This is a genomic window from Listeria aquatica (assembly GCF_014223975.1).
GTDB lineage: Bacteria > Bacillota > Bacilli > Lactobacillales > Listeriaceae > Listeria > Listeria aquatica.
The window spans coordinates 439096-466049 of the sequence record NZ_JAARRM010000001.1; the positions used below are offsets into that span (position 1 = coordinate 439096).

Annotated in this window: 28 protein-coding genes and 1 other annotated feature; of the genes, 22 read left to right on the forward strand and 6 right to left on the reverse strand. The window is 40.0% G+C overall.

All coding sequences use genetic code 11. The annotated features are described in order from the left end of the window. Window positions 1-196 precede the first annotated feature (196 nt). From ftsA to HB912_RS02285, 16 genes are all read left to right on the forward strand, one after another. A complete protein-coding gene (gene ftsA / locus HB912_RS02210) occupies window positions 197-1480 on the forward strand; it encodes a cell division protein FtsA (protein WP_185372017.1) in 1284 nt (427 codons plus the stop codon). 44 nt (window positions 1481-1524) lie between these two features. Continuing rightward, the gene (gene ftsZ / locus HB912_RS02215; protein ID WP_185372018.1) at window positions 1525-2694 is read left to right on the forward strand and encodes a cell division protein FtsZ; all 1170 of its coding nucleotides are present in this window, start codon (window positions 1525-1527) and stop codon (window positions 2692-2694) included. A gap of 52 nt (window positions 2695-2746) precedes the next feature. Further along, window positions 2747-3421, forward strand: coding sequence for a YggS family pyridoxal phosphate-dependent enzyme (locus HB912_RS02220; RefSeq protein ID WP_036071918.1), 675 nt, complete (start codon window positions 2747-2749; stop codon window positions 3419-3421). A 21-nt stretch (window positions 3422-3442) separates the two neighbouring features. Next, window positions 3443-3904: a cell division protein SepF gene (locus HB912_RS02225; protein ID WP_185372019.1), complete on the forward strand. Its 462-nt coding sequence runs from the start codon at window positions 3443-3445 to the stop codon at window positions 3902-3904. Between the two features lie 23 nt (window positions 3905-3927). Beyond that, entirely contained in the window at window positions 3928-4224 is a 297-nt protein-coding gene (locus tag HB912_RS02230; protein WP_036071913.1) for a YggT family protein, read from the forward strand. A gap of 111 nt (window positions 4225-4335) precedes the next feature. Continuing rightward, window positions 4336-5112, forward strand: a complete 777-nt coding sequence (locus tag HB912_RS02235; RefSeq protein ID WP_185372020.1) for a YlmH family RNA-binding protein — start codon at window positions 4336-4338, stop codon at window positions 5110-5112. Between the two features lie 149 nt (window positions 5113-5261). After that, window positions 5262-5780, forward strand: coding sequence for a transcription repressor NadR (locus tag HB912_RS02240; protein WP_185372021.1), 519 nt, complete (start codon window positions 5262-5264; stop codon window positions 5778-5780). A gap of 145 nt (window positions 5781-5925) precedes the next feature. Beyond that, window positions 5926-6456 (forward strand): DivIVA domain-containing protein, encoded by a 531-nt coding sequence (locus HB912_RS02245; protein WP_115752027.1) that lies wholly within the window; start codon window positions 5926-5928, stop codon window positions 6454-6456. Continuing rightward, window positions 6455-6672 (forward strand) — a binding site (T-box leader). It overlaps the preceding gene by 2 nt. Before the next feature lie 56 nt (window positions 6673-6728). After that, window positions 6729-9491 (forward strand): isoleucine--tRNA ligase, encoded by a 2763-nt coding sequence (ileS, locus tag HB912_RS02250; RefSeq protein WP_185372022.1) that lies wholly within the window; start codon window positions 6729-6731, stop codon window positions 9489-9491. Between the two features lie 109 nt (window positions 9492-9600). Beyond that, entirely contained in the window at window positions 9601-10587 is a 987-nt protein-coding gene (dapF, locus tag HB912_RS02255) for a diaminopimelate epimerase (RefSeq protein WP_185372839.1), read from the forward strand. Between the two features lie 10 nt (window positions 10588-10597). After that, window positions 10598-11296: a phosphatase PAP2 family protein gene (locus HB912_RS02260; RefSeq protein WP_185372023.1), complete on the forward strand. Its 699-nt coding sequence runs from the start codon at window positions 10598-10600 to the stop codon at window positions 11294-11296. A 370-nt stretch (window positions 11297-11666) separates the two neighbouring features. Then, window positions 11667-11864 carry a cold-shock protein CspD gene (gene cspD / locus HB912_RS02265; RefSeq protein ID WP_036071898.1) on the forward strand — a complete coding sequence of 66 codons (198 nt, stop codon included), beginning with the start codon at window positions 11667-11669 and terminating at the stop codon, window positions 11862-11864. Window positions 11865-12100: 236 nt separating this feature from the next. After that, the gene (gene alsS, locus HB912_RS02270) at window positions 12101-13783 is read left to right on the forward strand and encodes an acetolactate synthase AlsS (RefSeq protein WP_185372024.1); all 1683 of its coding nucleotides are present in this window, start codon (window positions 12101-12103) and stop codon (window positions 13781-13783) included. A 151-nt stretch (window positions 13784-13934) separates the two neighbouring features. Next, the gene (gene deoC / locus HB912_RS02275) at window positions 13935-14597 is read left to right on the forward strand and encodes a deoxyribose-phosphate aldolase (protein WP_185372025.1); all 663 of its coding nucleotides are present in this window, start codon (window positions 13935-13937) and stop codon (window positions 14595-14597) included. A 100-nt stretch (window positions 14598-14697) separates the two neighbouring features. Then, window positions 14698-15729 (forward strand): LacI family DNA-binding transcriptional regulator, encoded by a 1032-nt coding sequence (locus HB912_RS02280; RefSeq protein ID WP_185372026.1) that lies wholly within the window; start codon window positions 14698-14700, stop codon window positions 15727-15729. A gap of 69 nt (window positions 15730-15798) precedes the next feature. Further along, window positions 15799-17100 (forward strand): pyrimidine-nucleoside phosphorylase, encoded by a 1302-nt coding sequence (locus tag HB912_RS02285; RefSeq protein WP_185372027.1) that lies wholly within the window; start codon window positions 15799-15801, stop codon window positions 17098-17100. Between the two features lie 33 nt (window positions 17101-17133). Here the strand turns inward: HB912_RS02285 and budA are convergent, their stop codons facing one another. Continuing rightward, window positions 17134-17853, reverse strand: coding sequence for an acetolactate decarboxylase (gene budA, locus HB912_RS02290; protein WP_185372841.1), 720 nt, complete (start codon window positions 17851-17853; stop codon window positions 17134-17136). A gap of 212 nt (window positions 17854-18065) precedes the next feature. Here budA and HB912_RS02295 point away from each other — a divergent pair, with 212 nt between their 5' ends. Continuing rightward, on the forward strand, window positions 18066-18587 hold the full coding sequence (locus HB912_RS02295) for a GNAT family N-acetyltransferase (protein ID WP_185372028.1): 522 nt from the start codon (window positions 18066-18068) through the stop codon (window positions 18585-18587). Continuing rightward, complete coding sequence (locus HB912_RS02300; protein WP_185372029.1) at window positions 18584-19048, forward strand: DUF6884 domain-containing protein; 465 nt, start codon at window positions 18584-18586, stop codon at window positions 19046-19048. The genes HB912_RS02295 and HB912_RS02300 overlap by 4 nt, the downstream gene beginning before the upstream one ends. Here HB912_RS02300 and HB912_RS02305 read toward each other — a convergent pair. Together HB912_RS02305 and HB912_RS02310 are read right to left on the reverse strand one after the other, a co-directional pair. Continuing rightward, window positions 19028-19168, reverse strand: coding sequence for a hypothetical protein (locus tag HB912_RS02305; RefSeq protein WP_185372030.1), 141 nt, complete (start codon window positions 19166-19168; stop codon window positions 19028-19030). The two genes, HB912_RS02300 and HB912_RS02305, sit on opposite strands and share 21 nt — an antisense overlap. A gap of 45 nt (window positions 19169-19213) precedes the next feature. Further along, window positions 19214-19657, reverse strand: coding sequence for a YueI family protein (locus HB912_RS02310; protein ID WP_185372031.1), 444 nt, complete (start codon window positions 19655-19657; stop codon window positions 19214-19216). A 168-nt stretch (window positions 19658-19825) separates the two neighbouring features. Here HB912_RS02310 and HB912_RS02315 point away from each other — a divergent pair, with 168 nt between their 5' ends. Continuing rightward, entirely contained in the window at window positions 19826-20332 is a 507-nt protein-coding gene (locus HB912_RS02315; protein WP_185372032.1) for a GNAT family N-acetyltransferase, read from the forward strand. A gap of 56 nt (window positions 20333-20388) precedes the next feature. On the opposite strand, the gene zwf is transcribed toward HB912_RS02315, so the two are convergent. Continuing rightward, entirely contained in the window at window positions 20389-21870 is a 1482-nt protein-coding gene (zwf, locus tag HB912_RS02320) for a glucose-6-phosphate dehydrogenase (protein ID WP_185372033.1), read from the reverse strand. A 247-nt stretch (window positions 21871-22117) separates the two neighbouring features. Between zwf and rnz the strand changes: the two genes are divergently transcribed. The 3 genes from rnz (at window position 22118) to dinB (ending at window position 24998) form a co-directional block, all read left to right on the forward strand. Continuing rightward, window positions 22118-23035, forward strand: coding sequence for a ribonuclease Z (gene rnz / locus HB912_RS02325; RefSeq protein WP_185372034.1), 918 nt, complete (start codon window positions 22118-22120; stop codon window positions 23033-23035). A gap of 11 nt (window positions 23036-23046) precedes the next feature. Beyond that, window positions 23047-23838, forward strand: coding sequence for an SDR family NAD(P)-dependent oxidoreductase (locus HB912_RS02330; protein WP_185372035.1), 792 nt, complete (start codon window positions 23047-23049; stop codon window positions 23836-23838). An 89-nt stretch (window positions 23839-23927) separates the two neighbouring features. Next, entirely contained in the window at window positions 23928-24998 is a 1071-nt protein-coding gene (dinB, locus tag HB912_RS02335) for a DNA polymerase IV (protein ID WP_185372036.1), read from the forward strand. 58 nt (window positions 24999-25056) lie between these two features. On the opposite strand, the gene HB912_RS02340 is transcribed toward dinB, so the two are convergent. Together HB912_RS02340 and HB912_RS02345 are read right to left on the reverse strand one after the other, a co-directional pair. Next, window positions 25057-26256: a toxic anion resistance protein gene (locus HB912_RS02340; protein ID WP_036071879.1), complete on the reverse strand. Its 1200-nt coding sequence runs from the start codon at window positions 26254-26256 to the stop codon at window positions 25057-25059. Continuing rightward, entirely contained in the window at window positions 26249-26896 is a 648-nt protein-coding gene (locus HB912_RS02345) for a 5-bromo-4-chloroindolyl phosphate hydrolysis family protein (protein ID WP_185372037.1), read from the reverse strand. The genes HB912_RS02340 and HB912_RS02345 overlap by 8 nt, the downstream gene beginning before the upstream one ends. Between the last annotated feature and the right edge of the window lie 58 nt (window positions 26897-26954).

Below are 26954 nucleotides of genomic sequence, written 5' to 3' on the forward strand. Positions count from 1 at the left end.
CTTTTTTTCACTATTTACTTGTAATTCTTAAAAAATGTTCAAAATTTGATCTTTGTACTTTAATTCAAAAGTTTGTTGGTGTAGACTATAGTATAGGTAAATCTAACATAGTCTTGAAAAATGTCAACATGAAAATAAGAAGTTTGTAAATAAAATGAAAATGGTACACGAATGAAAACAAAGGAGGTGCCGATCAGTGGGAGAAAGTGAAATTTATGTGAGCCTTGATATTGGCTCTTCAAAAATTAAAGTAATCATCGCGGAAATTGCAAATGACCGTTTGAATATTATAGGTGTTGGCGACGTGGAATCGGAAGGAATCAAAAAGGGCATTGTCATTGATATTGATAAAGCTGTGGATTCCATCAAAAAAGCGATTCAAAAAGCTGAACGAATGGTTGGCGTAGAAATTTCACAAGTGATTGTTGGGATCGTTTCTAACCAAATTATGCTTGAAGACAGTCGCGGGATTGTTGCGGTTAGTGGTGATAATTCTGAAATTACCGATCATGATGTCTGGAATGTTTTAGATTCTGCACAAGTTGCCCCGCTTAGTCCTGAGCGCGAGGTGATCAGTCTCATTCCACATCAATTTATTGTTGATGGCTTTGATGGAATAACAGATCCGCGTGGCATGAGTGGTGTACGTTTAGAAATGGAAGGCTCCCTTGTAACAGGTTCAAAAACAATTTTACATAACATCCTCCGCTGCGTAGAACGAGCTGGACTGGAAATTACTGAAATCGTGCTACAGCCACTTGCTGAAGCTGCTATTTCGATGACTAATGATGATAAAGAGTTTGGAACCGCACTTGTAAATATTGGAGCGGGAACAACGACTGTGAGTCTGTTTGATCAAGGCAAGCTAATGGCTACAAGCTCCATTCCGGTTGGCGGAGAAAATATTACGAAAGACTTATCACTTGGTTTAAACACTTCAACGGCAAATGCTGAAAAAGTGAAACTGGAACATGGTTACGCTTTTTATGAAGATGCATCACAAGATGAAGTCTTTTCTGTCGATGTTATTGGCTCTGATCAACAGCAACATTTCAATCAACTTGAAATCGCGGATATCATTGAAGCGAGGCTCGAAGAAATTTTTGAACTCGTACAAGAAGAAGTTTACCGTATGGGTGCAAGAAATTTGCAAGGTGGTTATATTTTAACTGGTGGAACGATGGGGATGCCAGGTGCAATTGATCTTGCCGGGAAAACCCTTGGGAATCATGCAAGACTTGCCATGCCAGATTATATTGGGGTAAGAGATCCAGCCTATACAACAGCAGTTGGCTTAATCCAATATGCATACGAATTAGAAGGGCTTGAAGGACGCGACCTTGGAAGCGAGACATCAGCCTATAACGAAGAAGGCGAAGGTCGAGCTGAAAAGAAAGCAAAAGCACCTAAACCTAAAAAGTCAGATGATGAAAAAGTAACAACAAAAATGAAAAATTTCTTTGGCGCTTTTTTTGAATAATAACTACGATTTAAAAAACCAAGAAAGTAGTAGGAGGAAATAGAATGTTAGAGTTTGAAACCAATTCTGAAAGCTTGGCAACAATAAAAGTAATTGGCGTCGGCGGTGGCGGAAATAATGCTGTTAACCGTATGATTGAACACGGTGTTCAAGGCGTTGAATTTATTTCTGTTAATACAGATGCTCAAGCACTTAATTTAGCTAAATCTGAAGTAAAATTGCAGATCGGTTCAAAGCTTACTCGTGGGCTTGGAGCTGGAGCTGTTCCTGAAATCGGGAAAAAAGCAGCCGAAGAAAGTCGTGAAGTCATTGAAGAAGCGCTAAAAGGTGCGGATATGGTATTTGTCACTGCAGGAATGGGTGGCGGAACAGGAACGGGAGCTGCACCAGTTATTGCACAAATCGCAAAGGAAATGGGAGCTCTAACAGTTGGTGTGATTACACGTCCATTTGGCTTTGAAGGACCAAAACGCTCAAAACAAGCTTTTTCTGGAACAGAGGCGATGAAAGAAGCGGTTGATACGTTAATCGTAATTCCAAATGACCGCTTGCTTCAAATTGTCGATAAGAACACTCCAATGCTTGAGGCGTTCCGTGAAGCAGATAATGTTCTTCGCCAAGGGGTGCAAGGGATTTCTGATTTAATTGCGGTTCCTGGACTTATCAATTTGGATTTCGCAGATGTAAAAACGATTATGACAAATCGCGGTTCAGCTCTTATGGGAATTGGAATTGCGACGGGTGAAAATCGTGCGGCAGATGCTGCTAAAAAAGCTATTTCTTCTCCGTTACTTGAAACTTCGATTGATGGTGCAAAAGGTGTGCTAATGAATATTACAGGCGGTTCAAATCTTAGCTTGTATGAAGTTCAAGAAGCTGCAGAAATCGTGTCAAATGCGTCTGATCCAGAAGTGAATATGATTTTTGGTTCTGTCATTAATGATGATTTGAAAGACGAACTTGTTGTGACTGTGATTGCTACAGGATTTGATGAGTCAAAACAACAACCCGTTCAAACAAGACGAGCAACAGGTCAAAAAATTGATGTGAACCGTCCGAACTATGCTAAACCTGAAGAGCCACGTAGACCAGTTGAAAATGAATCAGTTGAAACATCATCGCCATCCTATCGTGAAGAAGAACCAACAAATACAGATCATGGGGATGTAGATGTTCCAGCATTTATTCGCAATCGTAATAGACGCAAACGCTAAAAATGTTTGAAGCGTTAGAATTCGGGAATTCAAATGAACAAAGGTGACGTAGATGTCGAAACAAGCTAATCTCACTCAAATTAAAACGAATATTAAAGAGGCTTGCAAAAAAGCCGGACGTTCTGAAGCAGATGTACATTTAGTTGCTGTAACGAAAACCATTGATGTTGCAGGAATAAAAGAACTTTACGATTTGGGGATTCGTGATTTTGGTGAAAATCGGGTGGATGTCTTTTTGGAGAAGTATGAAGCGCTTCAAGATTTCTCGGACATCCGCTGGCATTTCATCGGGTCACTCCAAACACGCAAGGTGAAGCAAATTATTGATAAAGTGGATTTTATCCATTCACTTGACCGAGCAAGTTTGGCGGAGGAAATTGAAAAACGGGCTGAAAAGCCAGTCCGTTGTTTCTTGCAGCTGAATGTTTCTGGAGAGGAATCTAAGCATGGTTTTACGAAAGAATCAGCTTTAGTATTTCTGAAACAAGCTGATTTCAAACAAATTGAAATTGTCGGATTGATGACGATGGCTCCAATTACTGAGAATGAAAACGACCTTCATGATATTTTTCACGCATTGAATGAAGCAGGTGTTGAAATTGCGGCACTTCATCTCAATCGGGTGACAGCAAGCGAACTATCTATGGGGATGACAAACGATTATAGTATTGCAGTAGAAGAAGGTGCCACATATATTCGTGTTGGCAGGGCGCTCGTAAATGACTAAAATTAACGGAGGTGCAAGATCATGGGACTTTCCAATAAATTCAAATCTTTCTTTTTCCTTGATGAAGATGAATATTACGAAGAAGAAACAAATCGAAAAAATACGCAGGAACCTGAACCAATGATTCAAAAGAAAAATGAAAAATCAGCTAAAAACCGCTTTCGGGCAGTTGAAGAAGAGCCCAATGTTGTCAGCATGCAAGGCGCGCAATTTTCAAGTGAAGTAATGCTTTCTGAACCGCGTGTATATGCTGAAGCACAAGAGCTTGCGGATTACTTAAAAGAATATAAAACGCTTGTCGTTAACTTGCAGCGCATTAGTCACGACCAAGCAATTCGTATCGTAGATTTCCTAAGTGGAACAGTTTATGCATTAGGAGGAGACATCCAGCGCATCGGTAACAATATTTTCTTGTGTACGCCTGAAAATGTTAACGTAGATGGCTCAATCTCGGAAATACTTGAAGAACAAAATTACATGTAACGCTAGAGAGGTGGAACACAAGGTTGCAAACTTTTTTAATACAAGTAGTTGATGTGATTTTGTTTATCATTCGCTACTTGCCAACGCTCATGTTTGTCTACTTCTTGATGAGCTGGTTTCCAGGGGCACGGGATTCAAAAATCGGTCGTTTTTTAGGTCGGATTTTTGAACCGATTCTGGAACCGTTCAGACGGATTATCCCGCCGATTGGAATGTTCGATATTTCATCATTGGTTGCGTTTATTGCTTTTCAATTTGCGATGACTGTCCTTACCAATTTGATTTATCAATACGTTGTACCGCTTTTATACGGGATTTAACGGGTCATGTCTTTCGGGCATGACTTTTTTTAAGAGAAAAATTTGTCTGAAAGAATATAAATTTAGTCAAGCTCGACGGATCATTTCGCGAAAACAGAGGAGGTGAAGCAGATGGAAGGTATTTATCAACATTTTCGTAAGGAAGAATATGCGTTTATCGATCAAATTTTAGATTTGGCGATTCAAGTGGAGGATGAATATACCCCGCGACTAACTGAATTTTTAGATCCACGACAACGTTTTATTGCTGAAACGGTTGTTGGTGGGTATGATACAATGAAAGTCTCATTTTTTGGTGGATCCGAATTCACAGAACGAAAACGAGCGCTCATTTATCCGGACTACTACACGCCAGAAGAAAATGATTTTAAAATAAGTCTTTTTCACATTCGTTATCCTGTGAAATTCACGACACTCACGCATCAAAAAATTCTCGGAACATTGATGTCACTTGGTATTCGTCGTGAAGCTTTTGGTGATATTTTGAACCAAGGTGAAGAATGGCAGTTTTTTGTGGATCAGGAGATGTCTCATTATGTAACGAGTCAGCTCGAAAAAATTGGAAAAGTAAATGTGATGCTTGAGGAAGTGGCGCTTCGTGATGCTTTGATTGTGCAAGAAGAATGGGAAGAGCAAATGATCACAAGTTCGAGTTTACGACTAGACGGGGTTTTGAGTAACGCGCTTCATCTTTCTAGGCAAAAAGCTAAGCAAATGATTCAAGCAGGGCTTGTCAAAGTAAACTGGAAAGTGGTAGAAAATCCAGATTTTGAATGCGAAGAAGCTGACATTTTATCAGCACGTGGGTATGGCAGGATCAAATTAATTCAAATTCATGGACGGACAAAAAAAGACAAGATTCGGATGGATATTGGGTTTTTGAAGTGAGAAACTGGGAGTGGAGTGAGATCTGTTTGCAGTTTCTTTTTTTATGGCTAGAAAATGGAGCAAGCGACGGTAGATTAATGTTGCTTAAGCGTTGCTTGTGATATAATAGCTTTAATTTAAAGGTAAGAGAAAGAAGTAGGTGAGAAACTTTGAAAAAAATGCTTGGAGAAGATAGACGCGAAGCCATTTTAGAATGGCTCAAACATACTTCTGAACCAATTTCTGGTGGCGAGCTAGCCAAACGAACAGATGTGAGTAGACAAGTGATCGTGCAAGATATTTCGTTGCTTCGAGCGATGGAACAGCCAATCATATCAACACCACAAGGCTACATGATGGCTAAAGAATCGAAAAGAATTCAGCGGATTATCGCTTGTAATCATACGAAAGAAGAAGCTGAAACGGAATTAAATACACTTGTGGATTATGGCGTTTCTGTGATTGATGTCATCGTAGATCATCCTATTTATGGGGAACTAACAGGGAATCTTCATTTAAATAGTCGCTTTGATGTTGAAAAATTCATCTATAAATTAAAAAATACAGATGCGCTAATGCTTTCGGGTTTAACAAATGGACTTCATCTTCATACGGTTGAGGCTGACACAGAGGAGCAGATTGATAAAGCTATCGAAATCTTAGCGGAAATGAGGATACTTGTTCGCTAAAATCGACATTGCACTAGGAAAAAATGATAGATTGTGTTAAAATAAATCTTATATTGGATTTGTTTTGTAAAAAGCAAGGTTCTTTCGAATTTAGTAGCTGAATATCGAAGTTGCTATTTCGATAATTCGTACGGAGGTGTAGAATATGCCATTATCGCCACTGGATATACATAACAAAGAATTTACCCGTGGTTTTAGAGGTTATGATGAAGATGAAGTGAATGACTTCCTCGATCAGATTATCAAAGATTATGAACAAGTGCTAAAAGAAAAGAAACGTCTGGAAGATTCCTTAAACAACAATGAAGAACGCTTGGGACATTTTACAAATATTGAAGAAACGCTAAATAAATCATTAATTGTTGCTCAAACTGCAGCGGAAGAAGTGAAACAATCTGCTGATCAAGAAGCGAAATTAATCATTCGTGAAGCAGAAAAAAATGCGGATCGGATTTTAGCGGATTCACTTTCAAAAGCACGTAAAATTTCAATTGAAATTGAAGATTTGAAACGTCAGTCGAAAGTTTTCAGAGAACGTTTGCGCCTTCTCGTTGAAGCACAAATGGACTTGATTAAAAGTGATGATTGGCAACAAATGATGGAGTATGACGTAGATGCAACGGAACTGAAATCCATTAAAGAAGTTCAGGAAGATGCTGAAAACGAACAAGAATAGAAAAATGTTGATCTGAGACAAGTATGTTTTTCAAACCTGCTTTGAAGCGATCTGGTGGTGGTGTGAGACCAGAAGCAAGGTGGAATTCAGAAATCACTCAAGGAGTTCTGAGTCTGAACAAAGTAAGACTCAGCGCGGCCAGGCGTTAATGGAACGAGTGGGTAAAAAGCTTCTTTTTATCAACAAGGGTGGTAACGCGATAATCTCGTCCCTTTTTTAGGGAGGAGATTTTTATTTTTTGCGGAATAATAAAATAAAGGAGTTTGTGAGCGATGGATTATAAAGATACATTATTGATGCCAAAAACTGCATTTCCGATGCGAGGAAATTTGCCAAATAAAGAACCACTTTGGCAAGAAAAATGGGAGAAAGAAAATCTCTATCAAAAGGTGCAAGAAAAAAATGCGGGTCGCCCGACTTACATTTTGCATGATGGTCCTCCGTATGCGAACGGTGAACTTCATATGGGACATGCGATGAATAAAACCATTAAGGACATCATTGTTCGCTATAAGTCAATGGCGGGCTTTAGGTCACCATATGTACCTGGGTGGGACACGCATGGACTTCCAATCGAACAAGCACTCACTAAAAAAGGCGTAAAGCGAAAAGAAATGTCAGTCGCTGAATTCCGCAAACTTTGTGAAGAATATGCTTATAAACAAATTGACTTACAACGCACAGGATTTAAACGACTTGGAGTAAATGGCGATTGGGAAAATCCTTATATCACGTTAAAACCTGAATATGAAGCTGAGCAAATTAAAGTATTTGGGGAAATGGCGAAAAAAGGCTACATTTATAAAGGTAAAAAACCAGTCTATTGGTCTCCTTCAAGCGAATCAGCGCTTGCTGAAGCAGAAATTGAATATCATGATAAAAAATCTGCTTCTATTTATGTCGCTTTCGATGTAAAAGATGGCAAAGGAGTCATTGATAATGATACAAAAATCGTGATTTGGACGACAACCCCATGGACGATTCCATCGAACATGGCGATTACGGTGAATCCAAATTTAGATTATGCAGTTGTAGAAACAAGTGGACAGAAGTATCTCGTAGCAGCAGCATTAGTGGATTCTCTAAAGGAAACGCTTGGCTGGGAAGACGGGAAAGTAATTCAAACAGTTCGTGGTAGTGATTTAGATCGCGTTGTTGCGAAACATCCATTTTATGACCGCGATTCGCTCGTGATTAACGGAGAACATGCAACAGCAGATGCTGGAACAGGAGCTGTGCATACGGCTCCAGGTCACGGGGAAGATGACTTTATTGTCGGCCAAAAATACGGTTTAGAAGTATTAGCACCGATCGATGAAAAAGGGGTCTTTACAGATGAAGCGCCTGGATTTGAAGGGCTTTTCTACGACGAAGCGAATAAAGTAGCCACTGAAAAGTTAAAAGAAGTTGGGGCACTATTAAAACTTGATTTTATTACTCATAGTTACCCACATGATTGGCGTACGAAAAAACCAGTTATTTTCCGTGCGACACCTCAGTGGTTTGCCTCGATTAATAAATTCCGTGGTGAGCTCATGGAAGCCGTTCAAAAAGTAAACTGGACGCCTTCATGGGGAGAAACTAGACTTTATAATATGGTTCGTGACCGAGGCGATTGGGTAATTTCACGCCAGCGTGCTTGGGGTGTGCCACTTCCTATTTTCTATGGGGAAAATGGGGATGCCATTATTACAGATGAAACGATTCAACATATTTCTGATTTGTTCCGTGAACATGGTTCCAATATTTGGTTTGAAAAGGAAGCTAAGGATCTTTTACCAGAAGGATTTACACATCCATCCAGTCCGAATGGAGAGTTTACAAAAGAACATGATATTATGGATGTTTGGTTTGATTCTGGTTCGAGCCATCAAGCTGTTCTAGAGGCAAGACCAGAACTTTCTCGTCCAGCAGATCTTTATATGGAGGGATCTGACCAATATCGTGGTTGGTTTAATTCCTCGCTTACAACGGCGGTAGCTATGACTGGTGAAGCTCCTTATCGTAACGTACTTAGCCATGGGTTTGCGCTTGATGGAGAAGGCCGTAAGATGAGTAAATCGCTCGGTAACACCATTTTGCCAGGGAAAGTTATCAATCAGCTAGGGGCGGACATTGTTCGCTTGTGGGTGGCTTCTGTGGATTATCAGGCAGATGTTCGTATTAGCGATGACATCTTAAAACAAGTTTCGGAAGTTTATCGGAAAATCCGGAATACAATGCGTTTCTTGCTAGGAAACGTGAGTGATTTTGAACCTGAAAAAGATCAAGTAGCTTTTGAAGAATTGCGAGAAGTTGATCAGTATGTGTTAGTGAAATTAAATCATTTAGTGAATACCGTCTTAACTAGTTATGAAAAATTTGAGTTCTCAACGATTTATCATCAAATCAACAATTTCTGTACCGTATTACTAAGTCAGTTCTACATGGACTTTGCGAAAGATGTTGTTTATATCGAAGCTGCTGATAGTCTAAGTAGACGTTCAATGCAAACAGTGTTCTATGAGTCCGTTGTTGTATTAACTAAACTACTTGCTCCGATTCTTCCGCATACGACGGAAGAAATTTGGGCTAATCTAAAGGGCGAAGAAACACCAAGTATTCACCTAGAGGATATGCCAGAAGTACATGTTCTGAATGTGAAAGCCGGTCTTGAAGAAAAATGGGATGAGTTCATGAAAGTGCGTGATGGTGTTCAAAAAGCGCTTGAAGAAGCTCGGAACGATAAGATGATTGGAAAATCCATGCTTGCCAAAGTAACCCTGTATGTGGATGAAACTGGGAAATCACTATTTGATTCCCTAGAAGGAGATTTTGCGCAACTCTTTATTGTTTCTGATTTTGAATTAGTTGAAGGGCTTGAAAATGCTCCTGAAACAGCACTAGAGATTCCGCATGTAGCAGTTCAAATTTCTGTTGCTGATGGAGAAGTTTGCGAACGTTGTCGTGTTGTGAAAAAAGATGTTGGTTCTGACAAACATCATCCAACGCTTTGTGGACGTTGTGCGGAAATTGTAACTAAGAATTATGAATGAGTAGAGTAAGGTTTAGAAAAGGGCCGCTTAAAGGAAGCGGCCCTTTTCTAGTCACTTCTATATAAAATGTGGTACAATATAGCTAAAAATTTGGAAGGGCTTGAAGAAATTGAAACTGGATTTTATCAAAGTTCATGGGTCACAAAATGACTTTTTTATCTTGGATGAAAGAAAGAGTGGGCTTGGCGCGTTTTCGGATGCCCAAAAAGCGCTTCTTGCCCAAAAACTATGTGATCGTTCGCATCTTTTGGGCGGCGCTGATGGTATTTTATTTGTTGGAAATGGAAGTCCGGGAACGATTGGGAAAATGCGTGTTTTTAATTCAGACGGGTCGGAAGCGTCTATGTGCGGCAATGGATTGAGAACTGTAGCACGTTATTTGCTAGAGGGAAATGAGCTAGGTGAAGCAAAAATTGAGACGATGAAAGCGGATCTTCTTGTGAAAAAAAGTGAGTCATTGGGTTTTGGAATCCCAACTTTTGAAGTTGAAATTTCTCCAGTGCTTTTTACACCTGAAAGCTTACCGTTTCATTATCAAGGAAACCAACTTTTTGATGAAGTGTGGCCGGAACTAGATCCAGAGTTGCATTTTTCTGCTGTAGCCGTACCTAACCCGCATCTGATTAGTTTCGTTTCAAAAGAGAGCTTTGAGTCGGACAAACAAGGTAAACTTGCCGGTTATTTAAATGGTAGGAATCCCTATTTTCCAGATGGCGTCAATGTGAGTTTTGTCAGGAGACTTGCAGAAAATCAAATTTTTGTTCGTACTTTTGAACGTGGTGTTGGCTTTACGAATGCTTGCGGAACAGCCATGTCGGCCTCGAGTCTGATTAAAAAACTACTGGATCATGATAAACTGGAAGAAGCGCTTGAAGTGTATAACGATGGCGGTATGGTGAAAGTAACAGCTGAAAAAACAGATGGTGATTTTTCATTGCATTTAATTGGAAATGCAACTTTCACGAATAAAGGAACGATCGAAATTTCTGAAGATGGAGCAAGCGTTTCGCTACTTTCTACGGAAGAAACTAATGAACAAGAAGGTTACTTGCAACTTGTTAAACAAGTCAAGGCATTTTTGCAGCAAGTAAAGTAAGGAGACGAGAATGAATTCAAATGGAAAAAAAGCGTTGCCGTTACTTATTATTGGCGTGCTTGCTTTAGCTGCGTTTATTTTTGAGGCAGTTAGTGTAGCAAAAAGTAGTAATTGGGTGGCAAAGTTTGATTTAAGTTGGATCTCGCGTATTCGCGATGGTCATATTGAAGCGGGGACAACGAAGTTAGTAAAATTTTTGACGCACTTTGGGTCTGCTGAATACATCATTGTTATGACGATTATTGTTGTGATTATTTTATTCATTTTGCGGAAATTCACTGTTGGATTATGGTTTGGAGGGACGGTTCTTTTTTGTGGGGTTGTCTTGAACTATTTACTAAAACATTTTATCGAGCGCAGTCGTCCAGATTCTTCTAATTGGCTGATCTCTGAATCAGGCTTTAGTTATCCAAGCGGACATGCTACGGCAACTTCCATTTTTTATGGACTAGCAGCACTATTTCTTATTTTTACGGTTCGACAAATTTGGGCGAAAATCGTCATTGGGGCACTTGGATTGTTTGTGATTTTTTATATCTTATATTCACGAGTGTATTTGGGTGTTCACTATCCAACCGATGTACTTGGTGGGTTTTTGTTTGGGATGGCTTCCATTTTTATTTCTACTGGGGTTTACTTCCTTGTTCGAAAACCATTACACGAGCTACTGACGAAGTGGCGTCTTAAAGATTTAAGTAAAGTTGAATAATTAGTATTTATGGCATCTTTCAAAAGGAATTAATTGTCTCTTGAAAGATGCTTTTTTATATGTATTTATAAAGCAAGTTCGTGAATTTTCAAAATGTAAACGCCACTATTTTTTTCTTGCATTTTTTTGGGATAAGCGTTAAGATAGAACTATTGATAAGAAAATATGGTTTTACAAGTTGTATTTTGTAGAGAACGGAAATATTCACATGTTATAAAGAGTATTCAAGCTTTTATCATATGAATACTTTTTATAATATGTGAATTTTTTTATGAAAAACATGCAAGGGCTTGTTGATTAGCTTGGCCAGTTTGTTTTTTATTTGAAAACCCATATTAAGTAAATTATTTTTTTGGAGGTCTGTGAAAACATGACAGGTAAGGTAAAATGGTTCAACGGTGAAAAAGGATTTGGATTTATCGAAGTTGAAGGCGGAGACGACGTTTTCGTACATTTCAGCGCGATCCAAGAAGAAGGTTTCAAAAGCCTAGAAGAAGGTCAAGAAGTTGAATTCGACGTTGTTGAAGGTCAACGTGGCCCTCAAGCTGAAAACGTAGTAAAACTATAATTTCAGTTTTTTGGTATAGAAACAAAAGAATGAACGAAGTATCTAGCAGCTTTTTATGAGGTTGCTAGATTTTTTTATTTAAATGAAACACGATGTAAAACAGATTTTTGGTTCTTATATAACAGTTTTGTGATTCAAACTCTTGATTAAACTTTGATTTTATTTATAATGAGTAAGTATGGTTTAAACTGTTTTAGTTAGTATTTTAAATAAAATGATACAGGAGTTGAAATGAAGTGGATAAGAAACAAGAACAGGTTGATGATAAAACTGGGGCAGATCTTGTTGTAGATAGTTTGATTAATCAAGGGGTTACACATGTTTTTGGCATACCAGGAGCAAAAATTGATAAGGTATTTGATATCATGGAAGAAAGAGGTCCTGAGCTTATTGTTAGCCGACATGAACAAAATGCGGCGTTTATGGCGGCTGCTGTTGGTCGTTTGACTGGAAAACCTGGCGTTGTTCTTGTGACAAGTGGACCGGGGGCTTCAAATCTTGCAACTGGACTTGTAACGGCTACGTCAGAAGGTGATCCTGTTGTTGCACTTGCCGGGAATGTTGGAAGACAAGATCGACTAAAAAGAACGCACCAATCAATGGATAATGCGGCTCTTTTTAAGTCCATTACGAAATATAGTGAAGAGGTTGTTGATGCGAAAAATATTCCTGAAGCCCTTTCGAATGCTTTCCGTGCTGCTGAGGAACCTCGTCAAGGTGGAGCGTTTGTTAGCTTACCACAAGATATTGTAACGGAGGAACAGGTTCCAGCGAAAGCGATTCGTTCGCTTGCTCGTCCGAAAACAGGCCCAGCAACAAAAGAACAAGTTGCTAAACTTATTACACGGCTGAAAAAAGCTAAACTTCCGGTTCTTCTTCTCGGTATGCGCGCTAGTAGCCCAGAAGTAACAGCCTCCATTCGTCGTCTGCTTCAAAAAACGAGTATTCCAGTAGTGGAAACATTTCAAGCCGCGGGAGTCATTTCACGCGAATTAGAAAGTAATTTTTTCGGACGTGTAGGCTTGTTCCGAAATCAACCGGGAGACATTCTTCTAAGTAAAGCAGATCTAGTCATCACTGTTGGCTATGATCCAATTGAATATGAACCAAAAGCTTGGAATGCTTCTTCTGATCGTACGATTGTTCATATTGACGATTTTATTGCTGAAATCGATCATTATTATCAACCGGTGACTGAGCTTGTAGGGAACATTTCGCTAACACTTGATCGTATTAATGCAAAATTCGATGGACTAGAACTGGGGGAAACGGAGCAGGAGATTTTACGTGGTTTACATGAAAAGCTTGAGCAACGTGACATTCCGAGTGAGCCCGATGAAACTAATTTAGTACACCCACTTTCTGTGATCGAATCACTACGCTCCAAAATTGATGATGATGTGACAGTAACTGTAGACGTCGGTTCTCACTATATTTGGATGGCGCGACATTTCCGCTCTTATGAGCCACGTAGATTATTGTTCAGTAACGGCATGCAAACACTCGGAGTCGCACTTCCATGGGGGATTGCGGCTGGTCTTGTCCGTCCGGGTGAAAAGGTAGTTTCGATTTCTGGTGACGGTGGTTTCTTATTTTCTGCGATGGAGTTAGAAACGGCTGTTAGACTTAGAATTCCGCTTGTTCATTTAATTTGGAACGATGGGAGTTATGATATGGTAGCCTTCCAACAAAGAATGAAATACGGCAAGGAAGCTGCTGTTCGTTTTGGCGGCGTGGATTTTGTGAAGTATGCGGAAAGCTTTGGCGCTAAAGGACTTCGCGTTGAGCGTCCTGAAGAACTGGATGCGGTTCTGACAGAAGCGCTACAATCGGAAGGACCTGTTGTGGTGGATATTCCGATTGATTATCGTGAAAACATCAAGTTGGGTGAATCGCTTCTTCCCGATCAGTTCTATTAAGTGCTACTAAAAGCAAGAATGGAGAAAAGTTTTTTCCATTCTTGCTTTTTTCGTTTTGACTAGTTCCCTTAGGACTTTCTTCAAGAATCATTGAAATTGCATGCGATCTAGAGTAAGATACAGTTAGGCTAAAATAAAGGAGTTTTGAATGATGAATATTGCCAAAATGATTGATCATACTGCACTTAAACCTGAAACGACAAAAGAACAAATTGAGGAGCTAACTGAAGAAGCGAAGACTTATCAATTTGCTTCCGTTTGTGTAAATCCCACGTGGGTCAAGTTTGCGAGCAGTCAACTTGCAGATTCGGGAGTGGATATTTGTACAGTTATCGGTTTCCCGCTTGGAGCGAATACTTCTAGTGTCAAGGCTTTTGAAACGAAAGATGCGATTTCGAATGGCGCAACGGAAGTGGATATGGTCATCAATATCGGCGCGCTAAAAGAGGGAAATGATGCGTTTGTTGAACAAGATATCAAGGCCGTTGTAGAAGCTGCTGATGGAACGCTTGTTAAAGTGATTATTGAAACTTGTCTATTAACGGATGAGGAAAAGGTTCGCGCTTGTAAACTTGCGGTTAAAGCAGGGGCGGATTTTGTGAAAACGTCTACTGGATTCAGCTCTGGTGGCGCGACAGTTCATGACATTAAGCTTATGCGTGAAACGGTTGGACCAGATACTGGCGTGAAAGCTTCTGGTGGGATTCGTACAAAAGAAGATGTGTTAAAAATGATTGATGCTGGAGCCACTCGAATTGGAGCAAGTGCTGGTGTAGCAATTGTTTCAGGCGAAGCGGGGACTTCAGATTATTGATAAAAGGCACGCAAATCGAAGGGTTTGCGTGTTTTTTCTTTCCTAATCGGAATTTTTATGTAAAAATATAGAAGAACATGCTGGAAAGTGAGGGATTCGGTTGAGTACAACGATTCGAGAAATCGCCGAGAAAACAGGCGTTTCAATCACAACAATTTCACAGATTTTGAATGGAAAAGGCGAACGATTTAGCGAAGCGACGAAGAAGAAAGTTTTTCATGCTGCTGAACAGATGAAGTATAAGCCGAATTTTTTTGCTAAAAATATGATCAAAAATCATACGAATACAATTGGCATGGTTGTCCCAGAAGTGACAGATGTGTTTTTTTCACAGCTTGTAAAAGGGGCTGAGGATTATCTAAACGGCGAAGGTTATATGATTATGCTATGTAACTCATCAAACGATACCAAAAGGGAAGACCATTACATAGAAGAGTTGCTTCATCGCGCCGTAGATGGACTGATCATTGCAAGTCCACATATTCTTGCTTCAGAAGTTTTCTCGCGCCTCAAAGAAAAGCGTTGTCCGTTTATTTTACTTGACCGGGAACGAAATGAACGGCAAGAGGGGCGGATTGCCGTGGATGATTTTGCTGGGGGCTATATTGCCACAAAACATTTGATTGATTTAGGTCACCGGAAAATTGGGATTATCGTTTCGGATGCCTCTTTTTATAATGTGTTTGAACGATTTGAAGGTTATAGAAAAGCCATGAGGGAGCACGATTTACCAATTTTTGAAGATTGGGTAGTGAGCGGAGACCAAACGATGCAAGGAGGTTTTGATGCAACGAGGGCGTTATTTGAGCAAGATGCGGAGATAACGGCTATTTTTGCTACAAATGATTTGATGGCGACAGGGACATATCGCTATGCCTATGAGAATGGGATTGTTATTCCAGATGCACTTTCTGTCATTGGTTTTGATGATATTGAACTAGCCTCTTTTATGACTCCGGCGCTAACGACTATTCGTCAACCCATTTATGAAATGGGGACACTTGCCGCAAAAGCGCTTCTTGGGAAGATTGAACGCCCAGAAGAAGCGATGCCGAATCATTTGCTTAAACTGGAGTTGATGGAAAGAAGCAGCACGAAAAAGTTTGACAGTGGAAGCTCTTCTACCGTATAGTGAAGGAGAAAAGAGCTTACCATTTTTATGATTAGTAAAACGGTTTACTTTTGAAAGGATGTGCTTTAAGTGAGAATGGTGGATATTATTTCAAAAAAGCGGGATGGCTTACCATTAACTAAAAATGAAATCGCTTTTTTTGTAGAAGGATATACGAAAGGTGAGATTCCAGATTATCAAGCCAGTGCGCTTCTTATGGCGATTTATTTTGAAGATATGACGGAGGAAGAGCGACAAGCTTTAACAATGGCGATGGTGAACTCAGGTGAGACGATCGATCTTTCGGCGATCAGTGGCATCAAAGTTGATAAGCATTCAACAGGCGGTGTTGGCGATACAACGACGCTTGTTCTTGCTCCGCTTGTTGCTTCTGCAGGCGTTCCAGTTGCTAAGATGTCTGGGCGCGGACTTGGGCACACGGGTGGAACGATTGATAAATTAGAATCTGTAAAAGGGTTTCATGTGGAGCTTTCGAAAGAGGAATTCACGGAGCTTGTGAATCACGATAAAGTGGCTATTATGGGGCAGTCGGGTAATTTGACGCCGGCTGATAAAAAGTTATATGCACTGCGAGATGTGACGGGGACGGTTAACTCTATTCCGCTGATTGCGAGTTCGATTATGAGTAAGAAAATTGCGGCAGGTGCTGATGCCATTTGTTTGGATGTCAAAACGGGTGCTGGCGCTTTTATGAAAACGGAAGAGGATGCAGAAAACTTGGCGCATGCGATGGTTCGAATCGGAAATGGCGTAGGTCGAAACACAATGGCGGTCATTTCAGATATGTCACAACCGCTTGGATATGCGATTGGGAATGCGCTTGAGGTTAAAGAAGCAATTGCAACTTTAAAAGGAGAAGGTCCGGAAGATTTGACGGAACTTGTGCTTGTTTTGGGAAGCCAAATGGTGGTGCTTGCACAAAAAGCGGATAATCTAGAGGAAGCACGAGCAAAACTGGAATCAGTTATTCATAATGGTGCAGCACTTGAGAAATTTAAAGAATTCTTGCGCAATCAAGGCGGGGATGATTCGGTTGTAGATGACCCGGGAAAACTTCCTGAAGCTTCATTTAAACAGGAAATTCCTGCTAAGCGAAGCGGGTTTGTAAGTGAAATTGTTGCAGATGAGATGGGAGTCGCAGCAATGATGCTTGGAGCTGGGCGCGCGACAAAAGAAGATGAGATTGATCTTTCTGTTGGGATTGTACTTCGGAAAAAAGTTGGGGATGCAGTTCAGGAAGGGGAAAGTCTTGCGACGGTTTATAGCCATCAAACGGATATTTCGTCTGTTCGCGATAAAATCTATGGAAATATAACGATTTCAGATCATGCAGAAAAGCCTAAATTAATTCATAAAATTATTACTGAATAAAGAGACGCAAGCTTCTAAGCTTGCGTCTCTTTATTATTTTTCAGCAGCATCGATTTGCTCGAGCATATCCTCGGATGCTAGATTTTTATTTAAGAAGTCTTTAGAGTGTGGGAGTTCTAAATGTACAGCGGTTTGTTCAGCAATTTCTACCGTTCCTTCAAGTAATTCATAGTCAAAAACGTGTCCGCCTACCTGCTTGTCTTGGTCAATGAAATGGATATGGTAGCCAGAGACGCCAATTCCTGTAATGTAAGCAGGCATATAGAATCCGACAATCGTACCTTCAATTTCTTCAAAATGATAAGTAGGCTGGGTTTTAACTGCTTCAACTAGTGGTGGATAGGGTTTAGTTTGTTTAGGAGCCACTCGAGTATTCACAAAGCGGAATTTACCTTGAATTTGGACGGCGTAGAATAAATTAGGACCTTGAGTCAAACTTGCGGTTCTTGCTTCAATTTGTTCACGTGTTGTTGCTTCCGTTACTTTAAAACGGGTATCAGGTGCAAAATGAGTCACGCTTGCGTAAGGAGTTGTCGCTTCAGGCGCGACTTCATAGGCTTTTCCATCTTCACGCACTTGGTAAGCTTTTCCATCAGCAACGACCAGTTCTCCGTCAAATTGGTCAAAGGTACCAATCCCAAGATCTCCGTGTTTGAGTAGTTCAGAAAAGGTCATCGTTCCGTCAAAAAGTCCGCCAACAAGAGCGGCCATGGTCGAATGCTGAAAGAGTTGATTTTCAGTTTTCATGTTTATCTCTCCTTGTCATATTAGTTTTTCACTCAAGACTAATACAGTTTTTATTCTTTTTCCATTATAGCACTAAAACAAGCTCTTGAAAACGGAGGAAATTCTTGATACAGAAGTGTAAAACTGTATTAGTCTTAAGAGCTTCTTAATACGAAACTTGCAGAAAATGGTTGGAATTGGTACATTTAAACTATCTTGAAAAGAATGAAGGGGAAGGCATGGAATCTATTGAAACAGAGCGTTTACTTTTGATTGAATATACCCGTGAAATGATTGAAGCGACAATCGCTGGGATCGGTGAGCTTGAAGCAGTACTTGGCTGCGAGGTTTCTGAGGACTGGCCTGGGATTGATTTCTTTTTTTATTTGCCATATGTGCTTGATAATGTGAAGAAAAAACCGGAGATGACGAGATGGACACGGCTTGTTATTTTAAAAGAAGAGAATATTGTGATTGGCGAAATCGGCGGACAAGGGGATCCAGATGAAACGGGAGAAATTGAACTTGGATATAGCATTGTGCCAGAATTTCAGCATCATGGTTATATGACAGAGGCTCTTTCTGCAATGCTTGCTTGGCTAAAGGAACAAGAAGTGATTACCCGGATTTTTGCACGTTCCTTTGAAAGTAATCTGGCTTCGATTGGAGTTCTTGAGCGGACAGGCTTTGTTCACCAAATGAATGAGGATGAAGTTCAATCTGGTGGGAAAATAACACACTGGGAGTGGCATAAAAAATGATGATTATTCCTTCAGGAAAACCTAAAATTTGGGATAAATGTCCAGAATTTGGAGCAGTTCCAGCAAAAGAAGCTTATACAGGGACCTTTCACAAGCTTTGTCAAGCTTACGCCGAGAAGTTTGCAGAGGATTGGTTAATCCTTTCGCCGCGCTATGGCTTTTTAAAGCCTAGTGACCTTGTTGCAGGACCTTATGATGTACGATTCACGCTAAAAGGAACAAATGAGTCAACCATTCAAATTGAGGAACTAAAAAAAGAGTGGCAAGAAAAAGGAGCTGCGCCTTTTGAACCAGTGATTATACTTGGAGGAAAAAAATTTGCACCACTTTTGTCTACTGTTACGGATCAAAAAAACCCCTTGCTCATGCCTCTTAGTGGTTCAAGAGGAATTGGTGAGATGCAAGGGAAATTAAAACAAGCGATTCAAAGTGGATGCCCTTTATCCGATTCGACTGATTAAAAAAAGTGCCGCAGTAATTAATAAGAATAGAACGCCCATATTGAGATTTTTACGAATAAAGAAGTAAAGGCTTTGTAAAAGTGTTAATATACAGAGTGAAACAACGATTATGTGTAGCATGAATAACCTCCTGTAAAGAAAACACGGACTAATCATCCGTGTTTTTTAGTTGAGTAATTTTTTTATTTTATCAAGTAAACTTTGCTTGGACTCATCTTGATTTTCTTCTTGTTTAGGCATTGCTTTTTCGAGCTTTACATCAGGAGATTCCACCTCTTGTTTAGCTGCTAAGACAAGAAAAATATCCGTTTCGTTTTCCTCACGTTGGACGATGGAAAACTCATTGTGAGTTTTTTCAGCGAGCTGAATATAAGGGCGAAGTGACGGATAAGGGAGTGCTCCGTTTAAGAGTAACTTGGCATCTGGATGGTCTTCCATTTTTTGCTCAAGTTCAGGAAGGAAGTCCAGTGTTTGAACTTGCTCTTTCGTAAGAGAAGTGATGACACGTTCTTGAAAAGTACCGAGATATTTTTTCTTTTGAAGAGGATGCAACTCTTTTCCGCCGGTAATTCCATTTTCTAGATATTGACCAACTTTATCTTCTTCCATTATTCGGATACTCCTTTAAAGCTATTTTCTCGTTTATTGTAGCATGAAGTTGAAGAAGGTGCAAAATTTCACAGGAATGATTTTTCGATTGGTTGAAAGGAGAGGTGTGATATAGAAGGAATATGGTATACTAGAATAGTAAAAAAATAATGAGAGCGAGCTGGAAATATGCATATTCGGGCTTTGGAAGAAAATGATTTAATCCATATCCACGAATTAAATAACAAATTAAATGTCATGGCCTACTGGTTTGAGGAGCCTTACGAATCATTAAGTGAATTAAAGAGTCTCTATCAAAAACATATTTATGATGAAACTGAACGCCGTTTTGTTATTATTAAGGATGGTCAATTTGCGGGAGTTATTGAACTTGTTGAAATTGATTACATCCATCGAAATTGTGAGATTCAAGTGATCGTGAAAGAAGAGTTTCAAGGCGAGGGACTTGCGCAAGAAGCGATGGCGAAAGGGATTAACTATGCGTTTCAAATTTTGAATCTCCATAAAGTGTTTTTATATGTAGATACGGAAAATGAAGGAGCCGTTCACATCTATAAAAAATTGGGATTCAAAATTGAAGGAACGATGATTGAACAGTTTTACATGAGGGGGGACTATAAGGATTGCTATTTTATGGGACTCTTTAAGCGAGACTGGAAACATGATTATATGTAAGTCAAAAGAAAAATCCGCTGTTGTAAACTTTACAACAGCGGATTTTTGAATTTGGATTATTCATCAACGACTGGGAACCAAGCAAATCCGTCTTTTTGAACGAGTTCATCAGCTTCTTTTGGTCCCATGGAGCCAGGTTTGTAGTTCGGGAAGTGATCTTTTGTGGTTGTCCAAACCGCTGCAATATGGTCAATAAAATTCCAGGAAAGGCTCACTTCATCCCAGTGAGAGAAGTAAGTAGCGTCCCCGCGCAAGCAGTCTAGAATCAACTTTTCATAAGCTTCGGGCGTGTTCATCCTGTCTTGAGATGAGTGAACGTAGTCAAGGTTGACTGGCATTGTGACCATTCCTTGTCCCGGCTCTTTCACATTTAAATGAAGCGTAATGCCTTCGTTCGGCTGAATATGGATCACAAGCACATTGCCGCCTAGTGATTGCTGATTACCAAACAAATTCATAGGAACATCTTTAAAATGAATCGCAATTTGTGTGGCTTTAGTAGCTAAGCGTTTTCCAGTTCGAATATAAAACGGAACGCCAGCCCAGCGGAAATTGTCGATCATGAGCTTTGCTGCTACGAATGTTTCAGTGTTGGAATTTGGATCCACGTTTTCTTCTTCGCGATAACTTTTTAGTTCTTTGCCATCTACTTCGCCATTACCATATTGTCCGCGGATAAAATGCTGATGTACTTCTTTACCTTCATATACCCGCAAAGCGCGTAGTGCTCGCACTTTTTCATTGCGAATTTCTTTTGTCGTAAGTTTGATGGGGGGCTCCATAGCAAGCAAGGAAACAATTTGCAAGATATGGTTTTGAACCATATCACGCAGTGCGCCGCTTTCATCATAGTAACGTCCACGGTCTTCAACGCCCAGTACTTCACTGAGTGTTACTTGGATATTATCGATATAACGATTGTTCCAAAGAGACTCAATAATGGAATTTGCAAAGCGGATCACGGAAATATTTTGAATCATTTCTTTTCCAAGATAGTGATCGATTCGGTAAATCTCATCTTCACGGAAAGCTTCTCTGAGCGAGTTGTTTAACTCCTCAGCACTTTCTAAATCATGCCCAAAAGGTTTTTCGATAATTAAACGGTGGAAACCCGCAGTGTCCGTAAAGCCTTCTGATTTGATTCTTCTTGCGATTGTCCCGAAGAAATTTGGTGCCATCGCGAGGTAAAACAAACGGTTACCATCTAATTGATATTTTTCATCTAATTCATCCGACAGATTTTTTAACGAAACGTAGGTTTCTTGATCCATTACGTCGTGGGATTGGTAATAAAAATGAGAAGCGAATTCCTCGGCGTGTTCCGAAGCACCTTCAATATCTTGAAGCGATTCCTTCACTTTCTCGCGGAAAAATTCATTGCTCCATTCTCTTCTTGCTGTTCCGATGACAGCAAAGTGATCTTTTAAATAGCCCTTTGTAAATAAATGGTATAGAGAAGGATAAAGTTTCCGATTTGCTAAATCTCCCGTTCCACCAAATATTGTGATCAAAGCTTTTTGTTCTAACTCGTCTGCCATACGTGACCTGACCCTCTTTCCTTCATTCTATCTGAAAGTTAGGTTTACAAATAAAACTAACTTCACTTCATTCTTTAATGAGCACAAGACACTCATTAGCTCCTTACTATTTTATCTATTTGGCGGGCACTATGCAACTGTTTGACTTACAATTTTAATTGGTCTAGGTTAAAATTTTTTTGGGTTTTCGAAAATCAGTTGATTATGCTAAAATGAAGACTAGTAAAACGAAAGCGGGGAAAGCAAAGTGGAACTCATTTTTCTTGGTACAGGAGCCGGTGTTCCGTCAAAAGGTCGAAATGTTACTTCTCTTGCACTGATGATGCTGAATGAGCGGAATGCGATTTGGTTATTCGACTGTGGGGAAGCAACGCAGCACCAAATTCTTTATTCGCAAGTAAAGCTTAGCAAAGTCGAAAAGATTTTTATTACACATATGCATGGCGATCACATTTTTGGCTTGCCTGGGCTCTTATCCAGTCGTTCATTTCAAGGTGGCGAGAGCGAGCTCGTTGTCTATGGTCCTGCAGGAATCAAGAACTATATTGAAACCAGTCTAATGCTTTCGGGGACGCATTTATCTTACCCGCTTCGAATTGAAGAAATAGCTTTTGATGGTACTGTTTATCAAGATGAAGAAATAAAGGTGGCTTGTATGGAGCTTGACCACGGCATTTCTTCATTTGGTTTTCGGATTGAAGAAAGCGATAAACAAGGGGCTCTTGATGCTGAGCAACTTATCAGGAAGGGGATCAAACCAGGGCCGCTGTTCAAACAATTAAAAGATGGAGAAAAAATCACTTTGCCAAGCGGTGAGACACTTGATGGGAAAGACTATATTGGTCCTGTGCAAAAAGGAAAAGTGATTGCCATTTTTGGAGATACTCGCAGTTTTAAGCGAGAAGAAGAACTTGCCAAAAATGCTGATCTCATCGTGCACGAAGCGACTTTTGAAGCAGAAAAAGGGGAGATGGCACGTGCTTACATGCATTCAACAACAAAAGAAGCAGCGACTCTTGCCAAAAATGCTAACGTAAAGCGATTAATTATAACGCATATCAGTTCTCGCTATGACAAAGAAACGAGTGAACATTTAGTAAATGAAGCACGGGAAATTTTTCCAGAAACAGAAATTGCAAGTGACTTAGCAACGTTTGAAATTTAGGAGGAAAGACAATGAATCCATATCTTGCAGGAAAAACGGTTGTTATTACCGGTGCTTCAAGTGGACTTGGGGAAAGTTTGGCACACCTTTGTGCGCGAGAAAAAGCACATCTTGTTCTCCTTGCGCGAAGTGAAGACAAGTTAGCCGAACTTTCGGGGAAGCTTGAATCCGCTTATGATATCAGCGCGTCTTTCTATCCGATTGATGTGACCGATTTTGCTGCCTTAGAGGCAGTGGCAAAACGAATTTTAGATCAACATGATATTGACGTTTTAGTGAATTCTGCTGGCTTTGGCTTGTTTGAAACAGCTCTTGATACGCCTTTTGAGACAGTGGAAGCGATGTTTGACACAAATGTTTTGGCGTTAATTCGCTTGACACAGCTATTTTTACCAACGTTACTTGAAAAAAATGAAGGGCATATCGTGAATATTGCCTCACAAGCTGGAAAAATTGCGACTCCTAAATCAAGCACCTATGCGTCCACAAAGTTCGCCGTTTTAGGCTATTCCAATGCTCTGCGGATGGAACTTAGCGAAACGAACATTCACGTCACAACGGTCAATCCAGGCCCGATGACAACGAATTTTTTTACGATTGCCGACCAGTCAGGGGAATACTTAAATAATGTTCGTTTTTTTGCGCTAAAACCGGAAAAAGTAGCGGAAAAAACCGTGCGAATTCTTGGCAAGAAACGGCGAGAAATCAATTTGCCGATTTTGATGAATATCGGAACGAGGCTTTATCAAGTGATGCCAAGCCTTGTCGAATTTTTTGGAAAGCGAGCCTTCATGAAGAAGTAGGCTCGCTTTTCTTTTTTAGACTTGGCAAACGCCGCATTTTCTTGTATAATAAAAGGGAACAAACGTTCTTTTAGAAGGAGAGGAAGGTCATGGATACAAGCCGAAAAATCATTCATATTGACATGGATGCTTTTTATGCATCGGTTGAGCAACGTGATCATCCAGAATTCCGGAACAAACCGCTTATCATCGGAGGAGATCCAAAGAAACGTGGAGTCGTCTCAACTTGTTCCTATGAAGCGAGAAAATTTGGCGTGCATTCAGCGATGCCTTCCAGTCAAGCAGTAAAACTTTGTCCGCAAGGGATCTTTATTCATGGGAATATGGAGCATTATATGGAAGTTTCGGCTCAAATCCGAGAAATTTTCCATCGCTATACGGATGTGATTGAGCCACTTTCGCTTGATGAGGCTTATCTAGATGTGACTGAAAATAAAGTTGGCATGAAATCAGCAACTCTAATTGCGCGCGAAATCCAGCGTGCCATTTACCAAGAACTACATTTAACTTCTTCAGCAGGCGTTTCCTACAATAAATTCATCGCTAAAATTGCCTCCGATTACGAGAAACCGGCTGGACTTACTGTCGTTCCACCTGAACATGCTGAGGCTTTTTTGGAAGGGATCCCCATCGACAAATTTTATGGTGTGGGGAAGGTAACAGCAGAAAAAATGCACCGACTCGGGATCCATACGGGGAAAGACTTGCGCGCTTGGAGCGAATGGGATTTAATTCGTGAATTCCATAAACACGGCTACGCGCTGTATCGCCATGTGAGAGGGCGGTCCAATAATATTGTGAATCCAAATCGTGACCGGAAGTCCGTTGGAAAAGAAACGACTTTTGCTGAAAATATTTGGAATGAAAAAGTACTTGAAGAAAATTTAATGCGCTTTGCAGAAAAAATTGAACAGCGACTTGGGAAAATTCATAAGCACGGGAAAACGGTTGTTTTAAAATTGCGCTACAGCGATTTTACGACGATTACAAAACGGATGACGTTAACGGATTATGTGCATGAAAAGAGATGGATTTATGAAGCGGGGCGAGCCTTACTTCAAGAAGCTTATCATGGTGAAGATTCCATTCGCTTAATTGGCCTTACAGTAACGAATTTAAAACCCATTCATTTTGAAAATCTGCGCCTTGAAGGGCTCTAATAAATAAAGAAAAAGCGTTCCTTTCCAGTTCGGAAAGGAACGCTTTTGTTTAGGCTCATTATTTTAGTTCTAGCAACCGATCTTTTAGTTCTTGCTCCATCGAAACGAGTTCTTGTTCAGCGGCAGCACGTTTAGCGCGACCTTCTTTCTGGATTTTAAGGGTTTCTTGCAAAGTTTCAATCAAGCTAGATTGGGTTTCCTTCAAGGTTTCGATATCAACAATCCCTCTTTCATTTTCACGCGCTGTTTCGATCGCGTTTGTTTTAAGCATATCAGCATTGCGTTTCAAGAGTTCATTGGTTGTTTCTGAAACTTGACGCTGTGCTTGAACGGCTTGTTGTTGCCGCAATAATGTTAGCGCAATAGCAACTTGGTTTTTCCAAAGCGGAATCGCCGTCATGATAGAGGACTGGATTTTTTCAGCAAGTGCTTGGTTGGTATTTTGAATCAACCGAATTTGCGGGGCTTGCTGAATCGTAATTTGACGACTCAGTTTCAAATCGTGAACGCGTTTTTCTAACCGATCAGCAAATTGCATCAAATCGTTGTACTCTTGGAAATCCATTTGATCTCCTGTTTGTTCTGCTTTTTTCTTTAACTCGGGGAGAAGCTTGTCTTGGATATCTTCCAGTTTTAATTCTCCCGCTGCGATATAAATATTTAGCGCTTGAAAGTAATCTTTATTTTTATCATAAAGTTGCTCGAGGAAGGAGTTATCCTCAATCAGCCGTTTTTTCGAATGCTCGAGTTTTAGTGCGATTCGATCAATTTGAGTTCCAATTTTTTGATATTTAGATGTGATTTCATTGATCGATTGTTTCACCCGGTGGAACATTTTCGTAAAGATATTTTTATTGCGCGCCGCGAGTTCATCAGGATCAGCTTCTTGCAGTCGATACATTAAATCACTGATGATGTCACCAATTGGACCGACATCTTGTTTTTGAACGTGAGCGAGCATGGAATGAGAAAAATCATGTAATTTAGCTTGCGCCGGCGCCCCGTAGCTTAAAATGGCCGCTTGGTTACCTGGTTCGATTTGTTTGCTCAATTCCATGGCTTGTCGTTTGTTACTTTCTGGAAGCATGTCGACAAGGCGAGGCGCCGTTTTACTGTCCGTTTCACTATTTAAAAGGCTTGTTTCAGTGGTTCCATCTGTTCCAAAAGGGTTGGAAAGCAAATCATCAAGCGTATGATTCATTTCTTTTTCAAGCATATCTGTTTGGTTCAGTTCTTTATTTTCTTTTGAGTCACTCATGATTTTGACCCCTTTCGAATTTCTTTTTTTGCTTTGAAATCGAATTTTTAGCGACTTCAAGTTCAAAATCAAGGCTGTTCACATCTTGGTTAAGTAAAGTGAACAAATCTTTTTCGATGACACGGCTTAAATCATTTAAAAGTGAACGTGTGTCAGATAAGGTTTGATAAATTTTTTTATCTTTAACCGGTTGGCTTTCTAAAAAGGCATATTTCTCTGTGAGTTCAACAAGCGAATCCAAGTGCGAGAAGAAGAAATCTTCTGCTTCGTAAAAACGCTTAGGCTCTTCTTTCACGATTTGGTAAAGTCGTTTTGTTAATTGTAACGTTTTGTTGCGTTCTTGGAAGGAATAAAGTGCTTTATGAGCACTCATGATTTTTTGCAGGCGTAAAATTTTAGCGCGTGCTTCCTCTAAATTGGAACGAATATAACGATACTCTTTGTTTGTTAATCCAGTTTTTTCTGCCAAGGCTTTTTCGCCGGCTTTTGATGAAAAGAAGAACAAAATACCAGCTACAGCAAGCGTGATGAGCATGATAAGCAAATAATGGTTTGTGAAAATCGCGGAAAGAATACCGAATAGCACACAAACAATGATCACAGAACCTGTAAATGCCATTATTTTTTTAAATAGAGTCATGGTTTATCTTCTCCTTCGGTTCCTCATTCTAAAATGTTTACAGAAAATCAGTATGATT

Bases quoted from the DNA above. Each gene is read 5' to 3' on its own strand.
- HB912_RS02330 (WP_185372035.1), top strand. From the start codon at position 23,047: ATGAATCCATATCTTGCAGGAAAAACGGTTGTTATTACCGGTGCTTCA.
- ftsZ (WP_185372018.1), top strand. From the start codon at position 1,525: ATGTTAGAGTTTGAAACCAATTCTGAAAGCTTGGCAACAATAAAAGTA.
- HB912_RS02300 (WP_185372029.1), top strand. From the start codon at position 18,584: ATGATGATTATTCCTTCAGGAAAACCTAAAATTTGGGATAAATGTCCA.
- HB912_RS02340 (WP_036071879.1), bottom strand. From the start codon at position 26,256: ATGAGTGACTCAAAAGAAAATAAAGAACTGAACCAAACAGATATGCTT.
- HB912_RS02260 (WP_185372023.1), top strand. From the start codon at position 10,598: ATGAATTCAAATGGAAAAAAAGCGTTGCCGTTACTTATTATTGGCGTG.
- HB912_RS02220 (WP_036071918.1), top strand. From the start codon at position 2,747: ATGTCGAAACAAGCTAATCTCACTCAAATTAAAACGAATATTAAAGAG.
- HB912_RS02235 (WP_185372020.1), top strand. From the start codon at position 4,336: ATGGAAGGTATTTATCAACATTTTCGTAAGGAAGAATATGCGTTTATC.
- deoC (WP_185372025.1), top strand. From the start codon at position 13,935: ATGAATATTGCCAAAATGATTGATCATACTGCACTTAAACCTGAAACG.
- zwf (WP_185372033.1), bottom strand. From the start codon at position 21,870: ATGGCAGACGAGTTAGAACAAAAAGCTTTGATCACAATATTTGGTGGA.
- HB912_RS02315 (WP_185372032.1), top strand. From the start codon at position 19,826: ATGCATATTCGGGCTTTGGAAGAAAATGATTTAATCCATATCCACGAA.
- ileS (WP_185372022.1), top strand. From the start codon at position 6,729: ATGGATTATAAAGATACATTATTGATGCCAAAAACTGCATTTCCGATG.
- cspD (WP_036071898.1), top strand. From the start codon at position 11,667: ATGACAGGTAAGGTAAAATGGTTCAACGGTGAAAAAGGATTTGGATTT.
- HB912_RS02245 (WP_115752027.1), top strand. From the start codon at position 5,926: ATGCCATTATCGCCACTGGATATACATAACAAAGAATTTACCCGTGGT.
- dinB (WP_185372036.1), top strand. From the start codon at position 23,928: ATGGATACAAGCCGAAAAATCATTCATATTGACATGGATGCTTTTTAT.
- HB912_RS02345 (WP_185372037.1), bottom strand. From the start codon at position 26,896: ATGACTCTATTTAAAAAAATAATGGCATTTACAGGTTCTGTGATCATT.
- HB912_RS02225 (WP_185372019.1), top strand. From the start codon at position 3,443: ATGGGACTTTCCAATAAATTCAAATCTTTCTTTTTCCTTGATGAAGAT.
- HB912_RS02295 (WP_185372028.1), top strand. From the start codon at position 18,066: ATGGAATCTATTGAAACAGAGCGTTTACTTTTGATTGAATATACCCGT.
- HB912_RS02305 (WP_185372030.1), bottom strand. From the start codon at position 19,168: ATGCTACACATAATCGTTGTTTCACTCTGTATATTAACACTTTTACAA.
- HB912_RS02310 (WP_185372031.1), bottom strand. From the start codon at position 19,657: ATGGAAGAAGATAAAGTTGGTCAATATCTAGAAAATGGAATTACCGGC.